The sequence below is a fragment of the Leptospira alstonii serovar Sichuan str. 79601 genome (genome assembly GCF_000347175.1).
Classification (GTDB): Bacteria; Spirochaetota; Leptospiria; order Leptospirales; family Leptospiraceae; genus Leptospira; species Leptospira alstonii.
In genome coordinates this window covers 75,906-91,948 of record NZ_ANIK01000071.1, presented here as the reverse complement: position 1 = coordinate 91,948, position 16,043 = coordinate 75,906, and the positions used below count along the sequence as shown (strand labels likewise).

The window sequence follows — 16,043 nt, the reverse complement described above, 5'->3', positions numbered from 1 at the left end:
ATACAGAAGTGGAAATCAGATCCAAACTTTCCGAAAACATTCTCAGGCTCAAACTCAGAGGACGTTTGGACTCCGCGAGCGCCGAGGATTTTTATTCTTATCTGAAATCGAAATGGGAAGAGGGAATTCGTAAATTCTTATTCTCTTGCGAAGAATTGGAATATATCGAATCCGAAGGTATCGCCGTGTTGGCAAGGTTCGAAAATTTCCTGAAAAACAGGGGTGCCTCTTCCGCCTATTGCGCGTTCAACGAAGAATGTAAAACACTTTTGAGTTTTTTAGGTTTCGGAAGATCGATCGCCTTCTTTGAAGATCCGCATCGCGCCGAGGAATATCTTTCTGCGATCAAAATTCAAGATCAAAGATCCGTATCGACTCCGATCTCTAAGATCAAAAGAAATTCTCCGGTACAATTTTATTCTTCCGGCTCTTCTTTGAAAAGCACGAGCTCGGGAGTTTCTCCTTCCGTTTACGTTCCCGAAATTCGAACCGTTCCCGAACCGGAGGAAGCGGACCAAACTTCGGAAGTAAAATCGGAACCGGTAAGTTCTTACGGATTTGTAGGCGAGCCTCTTAAATCGCAGGAGCCCTTAACCGAAGAGAACAAAAAAAAGGAAGAGAAGAGTGATCTTACTCTTCGGAAGGGAACATCGGATCCTTCCGAAATTTCTTCTTTGTCCGATACTACGTCTTCTACGACGAAGTCTTCTGTTTCCGATCAATATTCCGCAAAGTCCGCACTTGAAAAAGCGATTCGGACCGAAAGGAATTTTCCCAAAAGAATCATCTATTGCGGGGCTTGTTCTTCCAGAATTCGGATTTCGAAACCGGGAAGATACCAATGTCCGGCCTGTCAGATTCAGTTTGACCTAAATGCCATGGACGGAGTTCGATACCTAGAAAAACTTCTAGGAAGCCCTTAGTTGTCCAACGCAGCATCGCGAAGTATCGCACTTTCTTTTTATACGTTCTTATCCAGAATTCTCGGTCTGATTCGAGATCATTTTATGGCGGTTTCCTTCGGAACCGGTATGATCGCTTCCGCGTTTTCGGTGGCCTATCGGCTTCCCAACATGTTTCGAAACCTTCTCGCGGAAGGAACTCTTTCCCAATCCTTTCTGCCTCTTTACGCGGAGTCGGGAAAGATCGGCGAAGAGGAAGCGAAGGTGATGAGCGGGGCGGTTTTGTCCTTTTTGTTTTTCGTTTTATCGCTTCTTGTGGGAATCGTTTTTCTTTTTGCTCCTCTTTTTCTTCCTGTGCTCGTGGGTGGAACGAAAGAATATTCGGATTTGGTGATAGAACTTACGTATATTCTTTTTTTCTTAATCGTTACGGCGAGTTTGTCGGCCATCTTCATGGCGATTTCCAATTCCAAGAATCGTTTTTTTGTTCCTTCTCTTTCTCCCATCGTTTTGAATCTGAGTTATCTTTTCGTTTTTATCTGTTTGTTTCCGTTCGTGGACGACTTGCACGATCGAGTGATTCTTCTTTGTTCCGCGATCGTAACCGGAGGATTTTTACAACTTGCGGTTCAGGTTTGGTACGTTTGGAAAAAGAAAGACATGCCCAAGATCAACTGGAATTGGAAACATCCTTCCATTCGAAAGATTTTCAAACTCATGCTTCCCGCCGCGCTCGGAGGAGGTTTTTATCAACTGAGTCTTCTCGTGGATATTTTTTTGGCAAACTGGGTACAAAATCATAACCCCGGACTCGGTGCGGTCGTGAGTTTGGATTATTCCCAAAGACTCGTTCAATTACCCACCGGCATCATCGGAGTCGCGCTTGCGACCACCATTCTTCCCGCGCTTTTACAATCCTTAAAAAAAGAAGAATGGTCCGCGGTAAGCGGGGAACTTGCCTCCGCAATCGAGTTCGCATTATTTTTAACGATTCCCGCGGCCATCGGAATGGCGCTTCTTGCCGGGCCGATTTTGGATTCGATTTACTTCGGCGGAAAATGGGATCATCTGGCGACTCATACCGCGACCCTGCCGTTGATCTTTTATTCCCTTGCGATTCCTTTTTTCAGCGTTAATAAGATATTGATTTCTTCTTATTACGCTTTTCAAGACACGAAAACGCCTCTGCGAATTCAGTCCGTATCGTTTACGATCAATATCATTCTGAATCTGTCCCTGGTCTGGTTCTTAAAACATTCCGCGATCGCTCTTTCTTCCGCAATTTCCGCGATGATCACATTTTTTCTTTTGGGAACACTTTTGAAAAAACACAAGATCGGATTCCCTTGGACGGAACTTATAAAAAAAATTTCCAAGATGTCGGTTCCGTTTTTGTTACTAGGAAGTTATCTTTTCTTTCATCAATTATTCTTATATTCCCCTCTCCTAAATTATTTGGAATCGATTGGAATCGATTATGTGCAGGCCGCGAGAATCAATCTGAGCGTCGTAATCCTTCCGGCGGTCCTGATTTTTTTCGTCTTCAGTCTCGTTTTTAGAGTGGATGGGATATATCTTTTAGTCGGGAAATTTCGCAGGAAAAACCGGCTGGCTTGAGCGAAAATAGGAAGTTGACCGTCCGCGTGAAACCGGATTCGAAAAAGGCAAAGAGAAAACGATCGAAATCAACCTATAAACGTTAAGCGTCATCTATGATGAGAAATCAAATTTTACTTACAATTCTACTTTTCCTTCCCGGAATTTTAACGGCGCAGACACAATCGGAGGATCCTTTCGACGAACTCGTTAAGGAGAAGAAGGAAATCTTCGGAAGCGAAAAAGAGGAAAAGTATCCCGTTAGAATGCTTTTTGTAGACGTCGAAAAATGGCCCGGGCATAAATCCTGGCACGCGTTTTGGTTTGTACGAAGAACGGATTATCCTAAATTTAAGCAATTTAGAATATTCCCGTTTTATAATTCTATCGAGGCTAAATCCGGAAAGGCCGGTCTGGATTATCTTTTTCCTATTTTCAGTTATCGCAGAGTGGAAGCGAACGGAATGGAAGAAAAAACTTTTCTTTCGCCGATTTATTATCGTAACACAGTACAACCCGTCGATGGAAGAGAAGGAACCAAAGAGTCTACGAACTTTTACTGGCTGGGATATAATTCCAGTTCTGTCGGTCCGGGATTTGAAAAAAGTTTTTTGATGTTTCCCGGTTTTTTTCCTTTGTTTGTCCGGAAAACGGATTCGATCCACGGAGTCGGATCGAGTTTTACGATGTTTCTTCCTTTACTCTACTGGAATCGGGAATCGTCGACGGAATCCACTACGACTTTTACTTTGTTTCATTGGGGACACGATGTAGAGAAAAAATTTTTTAGTTTCTTTCCTTTGTTTCATTATACGAATTATAAAACCGAGGAGGATTATTCCTTTACCTTATTTCCACTTTATCACCAATCCAGATCGAACTCGCAAAAATTTGCGACTTATTCGCCGCTTTGGTTTCACGAATCGGAGAAAACTTCGGATTCGGAATCGGATTTTTTATTTTTACCGATTCCTCTTTTTTACAAATCGAAAACGGTTTCAGCCCGAGAAGAATCCACAAAATATTTTTTCGGACCTCTGGCTCTTTATTTCAAAAACGACGGGGATAACTTTCAGTTTCGAAACTTACTTTTATTTCAGTGGGGAAAGGAAAAGGACAATCGTTTCTTTCGATTTTTACCTTTGTTTTATTGGTCCGGAACGAAAAATCAAACCGACAATACGTTCACGTTTTTTCCGTTCGTTTTCTATAAGGAGAATTCCTACCTCACTCTGCTTCCATTATGGTTTTATAAAAAAAACGAATACAAACATCTATTTCCGATTTTCTTTTCTTGGAAGGACGATGAGAGAGCGGATAACCTCGCGGGTCCGCTCTTCTATCGCTATCGTTCCCAGGACGTACATCAGGATTATTATTTGAATACGTATTATAAACGAGAAAGAGGAAAGGGCCTAACGGAGCTCGTGAGTTTTCCTTTCGTTTTTTACAAACGGGACTCTTATCTTACGCTCTTTCCAATCTATCATCATTCGATAGAAGGAGACGACTTTACTCAGTATTTTCTTTTACCGATTCCTATGTACAGACATATTCGAAAAATGGAATCCGAAACGCTCGTCTTAAACGCGTATTGGAGCCGGGACGAAAAGGGGGAATATTTGTCTTCTTCCTTTTTTCCGTTTTACTTTCATAAGAAAAATTCGTATTTGCATATCCCGTTCCTGCTCTTTTTCCAAACTCAAGAAGGCGAGAGTTACAAAGAAACGTTTTTACTTCCTTTCTTTTATCGATATTCCACACCGAACGTGAACGAATTTTTTCTTTTAGCCTATCACAACTATGGTTCGAATTCGAATTCTTTCACTCGTTTGTATCCGTTCTATTATTCTTCCCGCGAAAAAGACGGATCTTCGTTTTTAGGTTTAGCGGGTCTTTTTTATCGTTGGAAGGATTCCGCAGGTGAGACAACAACTCGAACGATTTTGCCTTTGCACTACTATCAAAAAAATGAATATAATCTTTGGCTTCCGTTCTACTTTCGGTTCGGGGGAGAAGATCGGGATTACGTTTCGTTCAGTCCGATCCATTATAAACTTAGATCGTCTAACGTGGATCGGGATTGGGCCTTACTCTATTATTCTTCCGAAAACAGGAAAGAAAAAACGAGTTCGCTCGTCGTAGCTCCTTTTTATTTCGCGTGGAAAAATCCGGAATCCAGAGGGGACATCCTTCTTCCCGCCTATCTCAAATATTATGAAAAGAATAAGAACTTAGAACTTTACTTCGGCGGGATTTCCGTTTCTCAGAGCGGAGGAAAGTTCGACGTTTCATTTCAGTCGAGCGCGTCTGGAAAGGAATTTTACGTGGATTTGGATTATTCCTTTATCTACAATATCTTCAGTGTTTCTCTTCGAAAGGAAGTTTCCAATCCTCTCACTTTTTTTACGGATGAAAAAAAGGAAGATGTTACACTTCCGCAGATTCAAAATTCCAAAAACTCGGAAATCAAAAAGGAGATCCGACTCTCGACCGTGGAAGAGGACGTACCGAAGAGCACGCAGAAACAAGGTTCGGATTTCGCTTCGTATAAAAAATTGGCGAGAGAAAACTCAAGAAATTATTTCGCATGGGAAGTTTTATTCGGTATCGCAAGTTATCAATCCGGGGACGATAAAAAACACTTTCGGATTCTTCCGTTGGGTTGGTTCACTTGGGGAAAAAACAACGACGATCATATCTTAGCGTTTCCGTTGCCTCTGCCGACGTTCTTGGGAACCGTCGGCGACGAATCGTACCGAGTCGTATTTCCGCTTTATGCGGAGCAAAGGAAAGGTTCCGATTTTATCCGATCCTTGGGAATTTTCCTTTTCGTGATGGAAAAGGAAAAAGATAGGAAGGAATATTCGATCCTTTGGCCTCTCATACGTTATGCGAAATCGAAAGAGGAAGTTTCGTATCGGTTCTTTCCGATTTTTACGCACCGGGAAACCGCCGAACGTTTGGAAACGAAAAGTATCCTTTACTATCGTTCCCGGGAAAAGACGGGAACTTACGAAACATCCTCCTTTCATGGAATTTTGTTTCCTTTGTATCAGGCTTCCGAAGAAATTTTTACGAAAAAAGATTCGATATCCGGTTCCGGTTACGGCACGCTGATTCCTTTTTATTATCGCGATTACTCGGATCGTTTTGTCGGGGAAAGGCAAGTCTATAAGGAAAGGAATTTTTATTCTCTTTTGTTTTTGTATTCCTACAAGGAGGATATCTTTTTAAAATCGAAGGATTCCTTCCTATTGAGTCCGTTTTATTACTCCTCGTCCAACGAAAGAATAATATTCAATAAACCGCATGTTTCCGAATTAAATCTGATCTTACCGATTCCGCTTTTTGTTTGGGGACGCGAAGGGGACGAAACGTATAAATTTATTTTGGGATATTACGGTTCTACGGCCCCCGATCGATCGGCTTGGAACTTTCTTTTTTTATTCGGTTCGAGCGATACAAAGAAGGATAAGGAATACGTCGAATCTTCCTACGTATTTCCGTTTTACTTTAAAACGAGGATCACCGAGGGAGGGGCTCAAAAATACAAATCGACCACGATTCCTTTTTTCCATTCCGAAGAAAGTAGAACTTCGCTCGGTCGGATCGAAACTTCGTTTTTCAGCCCGATTTGGTTTCAAAGTAAAATGACTCCGGGTGAGTCGAAACTGAAAACCTCTTTCGAAAGGAATTTTTATCCGATTCCTCTGTTTTTTACTTATGAAAAGGTTACGGACTATGGAGACGGAATGATTCAAGAAACGAGCGGTTGGGATTGGTTGTTTTTAGCCAATTGGGAACGCAGGAAAACTCCTAATATTCAAAAAAATGAATATGACTTTAAGATACTTTTGGGCGGAATTTTCGGATATTCTTCCGTTACGGAACCGCAGAAAGAATCCGTTTCTTGGAATGTATCACCTCTGTTTTTCAGAAAATCGGAGATGGAAAACGGAACGATCACGAATTCTTCCACTTTGATTCCGATCGTACTTTACAGAAGTTATAGCGAAAAACAAGGAAAGATAAACTCTCATACGAATTTTTTCGGAATTCTTATGAACTACAAACGGAACGACGAGTTCGGAACGAAAAGTTTCTTTTTATTTCCTTCCGTCTATTATTCTAACGATCAAAGATACAAAGAAAAAACCTTTTTCTTTCTTCCGTTCGTTTATTCTTCCTCCGTCGGCGAAGATCAATATTCGTTTTTCTTTATGGGTTATTATCAGAGAAAAAATTCCGTATCCAATCGTTATAACTTTTTATACCTGTTCGATCTGGAATCCTCGCTCAGGGAACAAAAAAAGGAGCTGACTCTTTTTTTAGGAGTGTTTAACGCCGAGTTTGAAAAGGACAGAACCCGATGGGGAGTTTTTGGAGGAGTATTACTCGGTTACGAATCGACTCCACAGATGACGGATTGGAACTTTTTGTGGATTCGATATCTGAATTCTCCCCAGGAAAGAATTCAGAATTTCCTTCCGATCTATCGATATAGCGAAACGCAGGAAGGTTATTCCTTTTTGGCGCCTCCGCTTTTGACGTATCATTCGAAAGATCAGGAGGGAAGTCTCACGTTAGGCGGCCTTGGTATCATCTACTATCGAAATCGCTCCGACGTTGCCCGGGAAGAATCGACCAAAATTCTCGGAGGTCTCGTCTATTTCTCCGAAAAAAAGGCGCTTCGAGGTTTTCAAAATTACGGGGTTTTGGGAGTTCCCTTTCTGGGCGGCCTTCTTTGGAATCATGAGTATGAAGAAGAGACCGGTTTTCGAAAAACATCCGTTTTGAAATTTGTTTTTAGCAGAACGACTTATAAGGGAAAAACATGGAACAGCTACTTCGGGATTTCCCCTTCGTTATGGTTTGATAAGGACGAAGATAATTAATACTATAGAATCGACATTTTAAGTTCGGATCTAAGATTCGATCGTATAAAAGAAATGAATAGAGATTTGAAAATCTACGATGTTTTGAATCGTATAAAAAGACGTCGTTTAACGTTTAGGTTCGATTCAACTTTCTGAAAATTCTCAGGAGTTCGTTCGTTTCCTTGGAGTTAAGTTTAGAAGAGAAAAGTTCCCGAATTCCTTCCTCGTAAATCGGCCAGGATTCTCTAAGGGCTTGGATTCCGGAAGATGTGATCTCTACGATAAATTCCCTCGCGTCCTCTTCGCTTCTTTCCCTTTTTAAAAAACCTTCCGCAACGAGTTTATCCACGGAACGCGTCAAAGCGCTTTTGCTGAGGATGATTTCCTCCGCGATATCGGACATTCTAGATCTTTTTTTCGACTTTGTATAAACCGAATAGAGTATATCGTACCAAGTGAGGGAAATCGTTTTCATTTTTGTAAGATCGGATTCGATTTTGGAGGAGGAGGCCGTATAAAATTTCAATCCCGCGGCCCAAGCGTCGATCGACGTCTTCGATATTTTTTCTTTCATTGGAGGCAGAGATTGATTTTTTTGATTGCATTTGCAATCATTTTTTCGTCATATGTAATAGTTGCAGTTGCAACTAAAATTCTTTCCGAATTTTACCCGGCAAGAATTCAAAAGGAGTAAGAAGAATGAGCACACTGATTAAAAAAAACGTCACTAAGTTGAACGAAATGATTCTGGCGGGCGATGTAATCAAAGCCTTTGAGGAATTTTACCATCCGCTTGTGGAGATGCAGGAAAACACCCTAAATCCTACGAAGGGTTTTGAAGCGAATCTCGCGCGGGAAAAAGACTTCGTGTCCAAGGCGAAATGGAATCATGCGGAAGTGTTAGGCACAATCGTTGACGAGGAAAAAGGCAGAAGCGTCGTGGAATGGGAAATCGACTACGTTCATAATGAATGGGGTCATATCAAAACGACACAGGCAAGCGTTCAAACTTGGAAAGACGGAAAAATCATTCACGAAAGATTCTACTATACGGTTAAGTAACGTTATGCGGATACGAGATAGGGGCGGGTTTTCTCGTCTCGTATCCAAAATAAGTTTTTTCATCCATATTATATATTTTGCATACAGAACCTTATACCTTACCGGGAATCACGATTCCCGGTATTTTTTTATCCGGCGATAATCGGTTTATAGAATTGTAAAATTCGGTTGAAAGACGATCTTTTACGAATTAGGATCGAGCGAAAAAGTTTATTTGGTTTTTTTTCTCTTGGGGTTCGATTTCTTTTTCGGATTTGTTAAACGAACTTGTTTTTTGATCTGAGCGTTTCCGCCTTGAACCTTTTTTCCGTTCTTATCTTTCGAAAATAATTTCAAAAGGCGTTTTCCGATTTCCTCTCCTTTGGACACTCCCAAATTTACCGTTTCTTTCAGTTTATTGGCGTTCGTAGTAACGAGGCTTACGGGCAAAGGATTTTCGGGTGAGATCGTATGAATTCGAACTCCTTTCGGGGGTTTTTGCGCAACGGCTCTTGCGATGTTAAAATGATGATGGTGCCATCGGTTCATCAGTTTAGCCATTTTCCAGTCTTTCGGAAAAGACAGAAGGCTGGTCAACATTCCGAACGGAGGAGAAATTCTTTCCACGGGAGAATTTAAGACAACCGTAATGTCTTTATAACCCGCTTCGATCAAATCTTCCAACGGAAGCGGATTGAGCACCGCCGCGTCCGAATACAATTTTCCGTCCACTTTGTGTCTTCCCCTGGTTGCGATCGGAAGAGAAGTTGCCGCTTTCAAAAGATCGAATATATTTGCGGTAGTCGCCTGCACATATTCTATCGTTCGAGTTTGAAGATTGCTGACCGCGATTCTCAATTCGGGCAGACCGAACTTTTCGAAATTTTCCGCCGGTAGGGGATACTTTTGTCCGAACAGATCGTCCACGAGATATTCTTGGTCTAAAAAAGTTTTTCCCTGAAAAGGATGAAAGGGAGAAATGAGTTTTCTCCCGGCGAGTTCCATGTACCAAATTGCGAGGGTTTTTAAACTTTTTTCGGGTTCCGGTTTGGGCATCGTCACGTAGTAGGCGGCCGAGCAGGCGCCCGAGGAAACCGCGACGACTAAATCAAAATGTTTCGGAGAAACCAATGTATGCAAAGAATGTAATGCACCTCCGGCAAACGCCCCTTTCATACCGCCGCCCTCCACGAGAAGGGCCCGTTTGCTTCCTTTGGCCGCCGGAATTTTCATACGATCGATTCCACCTTTGTAGTATCTAGTTCTTCAAAACTTTCTAATTTAGATTTTTTGAATTCAAATGGGTAAATAAGATTGGTAAGACTTGCGATTTCATGCATACGTTCGTGTAAAAAATCCTCTGGGTCCTGGTTCGGATTCAAATATTTCAATTCTCCGATCCGGATAGAAAGTAAGGTCCTGCGTAAAAAACCTCGGGGACGGTAGTCGAGTCCCAAACATAAAACCGGAAGAGGGCTTTCGGGTTTTCCCACGATAAAACGAAACGCACCCGGCCTTCCTCTTCCCATTTTATAGGGAACCGTGGTTTGTTCGGGAAAGATGACCAACATATTACCGTTGTATAATACTTTCCTCGCAAACAGAAGATCTCTTTTGCTTTTACGGGGTTCAAGCCGATTGAGGGGGATTCCTCCGCACTTTAAAAAGAAATCGAAAAACATCGGGGAAGCCATCGAGTCTTTCATAATCGCCCAGATATCCCAGCGCGCTTTGTACAACCCCTTGGCAAGTCCGATGGGAATATCGTCGTTTCTTTGGTGTTTGACGAGAACGAGAACCGAACCTTCTTTCGGTACGTTTTCGATTCCGGTCAAGTCGGTTTTATAAAAAAGACTTCCGTAGATTCTTCCGAACCAACGGAGAATTTTTCGTACTCGAAGGGAACTTCCCGGATGTACGCCGGGTTCCGCGTCTCGGTTATCGATTTTATTTTGTTCTTCGCTCGCTCGGGTTCTTTGAGAATTCATACGTTCCTTCTGAGCCAAAATAAAAGGACGGGTTGCAAAAAAAAGAAATTCTTTTTTGGAATCGGAAATTTACGTCTTTGTTTTTCGTTTCGAAAGCGATCTACAATGGGGTTTATCTACGACGATCCGGAAATGTCCGCGAGCCTCTGAGTCCTATGGATCGGCTTTTAAAACTCAAGTGACGCATCGGCGTCCAGGAAAGTTGTTGCGCATTGAGTTTGCTCGTCTTTCTTACCAACCCATTCCTCAAAACGAAGGACGCAAGTCGAGTCGTTTAAAATTAGGCGAATCACTTCTTATCGGAAGCGAATAAAGAGTTCAGTAAAGAGTTGCGCTTCAGATTGAAAACGGAAAACGGCGGGTATTTCCACAGAAAAATGGAGAACGGTTCCGCCGATTCTTTAAGATTAAAATTCATGAATATTCTTTTGAAATTCTTATAAATGAGAAAATTAGCATATAACCAATAGCGGAAGTTCCTAAAAATTAAATCGATTTGAAATAAATTGTTGATTAAAATATATTTTCGCGGTTCGATAAGAAGGTTTTTTAGAAATTATGAAGTCTAAGGATACGTTAGATATTGAAATCGACCTCCTTTTGGAAGCGATCTTTCAAAAATACGGATATGATTTCAGGCAATACTCCGAAGCTCATATACGCAGAAGATTGATGAGTCGACTTGCGCTTTCGGGTTTAAAGAGCATTTCCGAAATTCAACATCACGTATTACACGACGGGGCATTTGCCGGAAGGTTGTTGCAGGATTTATCGATCACGGTTACGGAGATGTTTCGCGATCCCGATTTTTATGCGTGTTTACGGGAGAAGGTAATCCCGATTTTAAAAACGTATCCGTTCGTAAAAATTTGGCACGCGGGTTGTTCGACCGGAGAAGAGGCGTATTCTATGGCGATCATCCTTAAAGAAGAAGATTTGTATGAAAGGACGATTATCTATGCCACAGATTTTAATGAACGCGCCTTGAAAACGGCAAGGGCCGGCGTTTTTAAAAACGAGAGCATGAAGGAATATACTTCCAATTATCAACTTTCGGGAGGTAAGGGATCTTTTTCGGATTATTATACTTCCGATCAGGAGATGGTGATCATGAATCAGATGTTGAAGAAGAATATAGTATGGGCCAATCATAATTTAGTGACGGACAGCGTTTTTGCGGAAGTGAATCTTGTGTTGTGCAGAAACGTTTTGATCTATTTTAAGAGAGATCTGCAAAACAAGGTACATCTTCTTTTTTTTGAGAGCCTCGTAAACGGGGGGCTTCTTTGTTTGGGTTCTAAAGAGGGAATCTCCTACGGAAATTTATCGGAGAAATACGAGACGTTGGATTCGAAACAGAAAATATATAAAAAAAAGTATTAAATAATTCGTATTATAAAATTTGAATGAACTACGAGGCGATTGTGATTGGAGTTTCCGCGGGCGGTTTAAACGCTTTGAAAGCGATATTGCCGACTTTGCCTGTACAATACGGAATCCCGCTTATTATCGTTCAACATATCGGTCCGCGTTCCGACGGAGAATGGTTCCGAATCCTCGGAAAGTTGTCTAACGTCAAAATCAAAGAGGCGGAAGAAAAGGAGAAAATCGAACCGGGAACCGTTTACGTAGCCCCGCCTAATTATCATTTGTTGATTGAAAAAGACAGGACGCTTTCTCTTTCCATCGGCGAAAGAGTGAATTTTTCGAGGCCTTCCGTAGACGTTTTATTCGAATCCGCTTCCGACGTGTACGGAGATAAACTGATCGGAATCGTTTTAACGGGCGCCAACTCGGACGGTGCGAAGGGTTTAAAAAGGATAAAGGAAAACGGCGGTTTGGCGATCGTTCAAGATCCGTCAACCGCGGAGATCTCTTTGATGCCGGAGTCCGCTATCGGAACGGGACCCGTGGATTACGTTCTTTCCCTGGAAAAGATCGCGGAACTATTGATAAGATTGGATCAAAATAATCCGGACCGAGGGGCTACATGACTATTCGAGGAAAACTGATCGTCGGATTTTCCGTCATTCTCGTGATGTTGTTTATCAGCGTTATATTCGTTATCGAGATGATTTCCGATTCGAACAAGAGACTGAAACGGATCGTTGACCTATCCGCAAAAAAAGTGAGTTTATCGCACGAGATTTTAATCGACGTTCTGGAAGCGTCGCGTCACGAGAAAAATATCATCATAGAAGAAGATTATACGAAGATGGGTTATTATAAGGACAGGATCTATAAGGCGGTGGACTCGGTCGATCAAAAGACGATCGAATTGCAGGCATACGCCGACGAAGACGGTCTGAAGATACTCGATGATTTTAAATCCTTGTGGAGCACGTATAAGGTCGACCTATCTCAAATCGTATTTCTCGCATTGAAGAATGAAAACGATAAGGCGTTCGAAATTTCCATTCGCAAAGGTCTTACTATAAGAGACTCTATCATCAAAACATTAACTTATCTCGTAAAAAAGAACGAAGAAAGAATGCAAATGGATAAGCAAGAAAACGAGAGGAGATACTATTTAACTCTCTTTTTGTTGATCCTTTTGATTTTGGCGAGTCTTTTGATCGAGGTTACGGTTTCTTATTGGATCATAAAAACGATCAGCTTGAGGATTCAGTTTATTGCAAAGGAAGCGGAAAAAATCGCGAGTCGGGAATTTTCGGAGAGTCGATCGGAAGAAGTTGCGAAAGACGAACTTCAAGAGGTGTACGAATCCTTAAATAAAATCCGCGAAAGTTTCAAGGAGATAACGGATAGCGCGAATAACGTGGCCTCCGGAAATTATCTGGTGGACCTCGTACCAAAATCGAAAATGGATATTTTGGGAAATTCGCTGCGTACGATGACCTCCTCTCTCCGAAAAAAAACCCAGGAAAATGAAAAACACAATTGGATCACAAACGGGCAAAATCTTTTGAATGAAAAGTTAAGAGGGGATAAATCCGAATCCGTTCTTTCAAACGACGTTATCACTTTTTTATCCAATTATCTTAAGGTAAGCGTGGGAGCGATTTATCTTTGTAACGATCAGTTATGTACTTTATCGCTTTTCGGGAAATACGGTTTCGCCTCGACGGATCGGTCTCATGAAAAATTCGAGATGAACGAGGGTTTGGTCGGGCAAGCGGCATTCGAACAAAAGCAGATTCTTTTAACGAACATAGAAGAAGAATCGATCCGTATTCTTTCCGGGATAGTCGACACTAAACCGAATCAAATCCTGATCGCTCCGTTTGTATTCGAAGGAAAAACTCAGGGTGTGATCGAGTTGGGAAAGTTGGATCCGTTTTCACCTTCCGAAATCGAGTTTATGGAAGTTTCCGTTCAAAGTATAGGGATCAGTTTCAATTCTTCCAGAGTGAGAAGACGCGTTCAAGAACTTCTGGAACAAACGCGTGTTCAGAGCGAGGAACTTCAAACTCAGCAGGAAGAATTGAAACAGATGAACGAGGAGTTGGAGGAACAAACTCAGATTTTAAGACAACAACAAGAAGAATTAAGAGTTTCTAATGAAGAGTTGGAAGAGCAAACTCGAATTTTGGAAATGAAGAATAAGGAAGTGGAATCGGCGAAAAACGATATCGAGCAGAAAACGAAACAACTGGAGCTTTCCGGAAAATACAAATCAGAGTTTTTGGCGAACATGTCTCATGAATTGAGAACTCCTTTAAACAGTCTTTTGATTCTTTCCAAAGACCTGGCCGACAACAAAAAGAAAAATTTGGACGAGGAGCAGGTGGAAAGTGCGAACATTATTCATAAAAGCGGACACGATCTTCTGATTTTGATAAACGAAGTTCTGGATTTATCCAAGATAGAATCGGGCAAGATGTCGATTCAAGTGGAAAGGGTCGTACTGAAAAAACTCGTAAAGGATATCATCGGCGGATTTAAACGAGAAGCCGTCGAAAAGAAACTCGACTTGGATTTGATTTTTGACGCGGATTTGCCGGAGGTAATACGAACCGATCCCAATCGTCTGAGTCAGATTCTTAAAAATTTAATCGCAAACGCCCTGAAGTTTACGGAACGAGGTAAGGTTCAACTGGAGATTAAAAGACAGGATCCGGACGGAATTCTTTTTTCCGTAATCGATTCCGGAATCGGAATCCCGGAGGAAAAACATTCGGCGGTCTTTGAAGCGTTCCAACAAGCGGACGGAAGCACGAGTAGAAAGTACGGTGGGACCGGGCTCGGGTTATCGATTTCCAAAGAACTTGCCAAGTTACTGGGCGGCGAAATTTTTCTTAAAAGTAAGGTGAACGAAGGTTCCACGTTTTCCTTACTGCTCCCGATCGAAACCAAAAGGAAAGAAGTTGAGATTCCAAAAAAAGAAAAAATCGCTACCGGTTTTGAAATTTTTGCGAACCAAGATCGAAACGAATTTATCGATTATCCTGCGTTAGACGACGATAGGAATCAAATTGAGGAAGGTGATAAAGTTCTTTTGATCGTAGAAGACGATTTAAAATTCGCTTCGATTTTGATCAAACAAGCCAAGGAAAAAGAGTTCAAGTGTATTTCCGCGGCGACGGGCGAAGACGGATTGATTCTGACCCGAAAATACAAACCGCACGCGATTCTTTTGGACTTGGATCTGCCCGGAATGGACGGACATTCCGTATTGAACGAATTAAAGACGGATCAATCGATCAGACATATTCCCGTTCACGTAATTTCCGCGAAAGAACATTCCCTAGAACTCATTCGAGGCGGGGCGGTGGAGTATATTAGAAAACCAGTAAATAAGAAACGGCTGGACGAAGCTTTCAATCGCATCGAACATTTTATAAGCAGGAAGATGAAGAATCTTTTGATCATTGAAGACGACGAAAGTTCGAGAAAGATGATGCGAAAATTGATCGGAAACGGGGACGTGAAATGTTTCGAAGCGGATTCCGGTAAGGAAGCGCTTCGGATTTACGGAGAGAATTATTTCGATTGTATCGTTTTGGACATCGGTCTTCCCGATATGAGCGGTTTCGATTTGATCTACGAAATGGAAAAGATCAAAGAGGGACAAATTCCTCCGATCATCATTTATACGGGTAGGGAACTCACAAAAGAGGAAGACATAGAACTTAAGAAATATTCGGAAAGTATCATCATCAAAGGTATCAAATCCGAAGAAAGACTCTTGGACGAAACCGCTTTGTTTCTCCATAGAATGATCGACAACCTTCCGGAATCGAAACAGAATATTATCAATAGTTTATATGATAAGGACGCCGTGTTGTTTCGTAAGAAAATTCTTTTGGTGGACGACGACATGAGAAACATATTCGCGTTATCTAAAATGTTAAATGAAAAAGGAATGAACGTTTTAAAGGCGGAAAACGGAAAAAACGCTTTGGAAATTCTTTCCGAAAACGAGGACGTCGATCTGATTCTTATGGACATTATGATGCCCGAGATGGACGGATACGAGGCGATGAAAAAGATCCGATCGGATTCAAAATATAAAAATCTTACGATTATCGCGCTTACGGCAAAGGCGATGAACGACGATAGACAGAAATGTATCAATGCGGGTGCGAACGATTATATAGCCAAACCGGTAGACATGGAACGACTGTTTTCTCTGATGAGGGTTTGGTTAAGCAAATAGCGGGTTGTTAGAGATC

10 protein-coding genes are annotated in these 16,043 nt (G+C 41.7%); 7 read left to right on the top strand and 3 right to left on the bottom strand.

Annotation, left to right across the window (positions count from 1 at the left end; all coding sequences use genetic code 11):
• The first annotated feature begins 8 nt into the window (after nucleotides 1–8).
• From LEP1GSC194_RS14740 to LEP1GSC194_RS14730, 3 genes are all read left to right on the top strand, one after another.
• A complete protein-coding gene (locus LEP1GSC194_RS14740; protein WP_020774332.1) occupies nucleotides 9–923 on the top strand; it encodes an STAS domain-containing protein in 915 nt (304 codons plus the stop codon).
• On the top strand, nucleotides 924–2,519 hold the full coding sequence (gene murJ / locus LEP1GSC194_RS14735; RefSeq protein ID WP_020774343.1) for a murein biosynthesis integral membrane protein MurJ: 1,596 nt from the start codon (nucleotides 924–926) through the stop codon (nucleotides 2,517–2,519). It begins immediately after the preceding gene.
• Between the two features lie 98 nt (nucleotides 2,520–2,617).
• Nucleotides 2,618–7,396 carry an LA_1737 family protein gene (locus LEP1GSC194_RS14730; RefSeq protein ID WP_036043180.1) on the top strand — a complete coding sequence of 1,593 codons (4,779 nt, stop codon included), beginning with the start codon at nucleotides 2,618–2,620 and terminating at the stop codon, nucleotides 7,394–7,396.
• 115 nt (nucleotides 7,397–7,511) lie between these two features.
• Here the strand turns inward: LEP1GSC194_RS14730 and LEP1GSC194_RS14725 are convergent, their stop codons facing one another.
• On the bottom strand, nucleotides 7,512–7,952 hold the full coding sequence (locus tag LEP1GSC194_RS14725; RefSeq protein ID WP_020774352.1) for a MarR family winged helix-turn-helix transcriptional regulator: 441 nt from the start codon (nucleotides 7,950–7,952) through the stop codon (nucleotides 7,512–7,514).
• A gap of 125 nt (nucleotides 7,953–8,077) precedes the next feature.
• On the opposite strand from LEP1GSC194_RS14725, the gene LEP1GSC194_RS14720 reads away from it, so the two are divergent.
• Nucleotides 8,078–8,440, top strand: coding sequence for a nuclear transport factor 2-like protein (locus tag LEP1GSC194_RS14720; RefSeq protein ID WP_020774278.1), 363 nt, complete (start codon nucleotides 8,078–8,080; stop codon nucleotides 8,438–8,440).
• Between the two features lie 210 nt (nucleotides 8,441–8,650).
• Here the strand turns inward: LEP1GSC194_RS14720 and LEP1GSC194_RS14715 are convergent, their stop codons facing one another.
• Together LEP1GSC194_RS14715 and LEP1GSC194_RS14710 are read right to left on the bottom strand one after the other, a co-directional pair.
• Nucleotides 8,651–9,652: a patatin-like phospholipase family protein gene (locus LEP1GSC194_RS14715; protein ID WP_020774346.1), complete on the bottom strand. Its 1,002-nt coding sequence runs from the start codon at nucleotides 9,650–9,652 to the stop codon at nucleotides 8,651–8,653.
• Nucleotides 9,649–10,407: a lysophospholipid acyltransferase family protein gene (locus LEP1GSC194_RS14710; protein WP_020774264.1), complete on the bottom strand. Its 759-nt coding sequence runs from the start codon at nucleotides 10,405–10,407 to the stop codon at nucleotides 9,649–9,651. The genes LEP1GSC194_RS14715 and LEP1GSC194_RS14710 overlap by 4 nt, the downstream gene beginning before the upstream one ends.
• Before the next feature lie 558 nt (nucleotides 10,408–10,965).
• Between LEP1GSC194_RS14710 and LEP1GSC194_RS14705 the strand changes: the two genes are divergently transcribed.
• Genes LEP1GSC194_RS14705 through LEP1GSC194_RS14695 form a run of 3 tightly spaced genes read left to right on the top strand, consistent with a single transcriptional unit; the run spans nucleotide 10,966 to nucleotide 16,027 of the window.
• Nucleotides 10,966–11,790, top strand: a complete 825-nt coding sequence (locus LEP1GSC194_RS14705; RefSeq protein ID WP_020774294.1) for a CheR family methyltransferase — start codon at nucleotides 10,966–10,968, stop codon at nucleotides 11,788–11,790.
• Nucleotides 11,791–11,813: 23 nt separating this feature from the next.
• Nucleotides 11,814–12,401 (top strand): chemotaxis protein CheB, encoded by a 588-nt coding sequence (locus tag LEP1GSC194_RS14700; RefSeq protein WP_020774372.1) that lies wholly within the window; start codon nucleotides 11,814–11,816, stop codon nucleotides 12,399–12,401.
• Complete coding sequence (locus LEP1GSC194_RS14695) at nucleotides 12,398–16,027, top strand: response regulator (RefSeq protein WP_020774364.1); 3,630 nt, start codon at nucleotides 12,398–12,400, stop codon at nucleotides 16,025–16,027. Before LEP1GSC194_RS14700 ends, LEP1GSC194_RS14695 begins: the two co-directional genes overlap by 4 nt.
• Nucleotides 16,028–16,043 lie beyond the last annotated feature (16 nt).

Excerpts from the sequence above, each read along its gene's own strand:
- LEP1GSC194_RS14730 (WP_036043180.1), top strand. The coding sequence starts at position 2,618 with ATGAGAAATCAAATTTTACTTACAATTCTACTTTTCCTTCCCGGAATT.
- LEP1GSC194_RS14725 (WP_020774352.1), bottom strand. The coding sequence starts at position 7,952 with ATGAAAGAAAAAATATCGAAGACGTCGATCGACGCTTGGGCCGCGGGA.
- LEP1GSC194_RS14720 (WP_020774278.1), top strand. The coding sequence starts at position 8,078 with ATGAGCACACTGATTAAAAAAAACGTCACTAAGTTGAACGAAATGATT.
- LEP1GSC194_RS14715 (WP_020774346.1), bottom strand. The coding sequence starts at position 9,652 with ATGAAAATTCCGGCGGCCAAAGGAAGCAAACGGGCCCTTCTCGTGGAG.
- LEP1GSC194_RS14710 (WP_020774264.1), bottom strand. The coding sequence starts at position 10,407 with ATGAATTCTCAAAGAACCCGAGCGAGCGAAGAACAAAATAAAATCGAT.
- LEP1GSC194_RS14705 (WP_020774294.1), top strand. The coding sequence starts at position 10,966 with ATGAAGTCTAAGGATACGTTAGATATTGAAATCGACCTCCTTTTGGAA.
- LEP1GSC194_RS14700 (WP_020774372.1), top strand. The coding sequence starts at position 11,814 with ATGAACTACGAGGCGATTGTGATTGGAGTTTCCGCGGGCGGTTTAAAC.
- LEP1GSC194_RS14695 (WP_020774364.1), top strand. The coding sequence starts at position 12,398 with ATGACTATTCGAGGAAAACTGATCGTCGGATTTTCCGTCATTCTCGTG.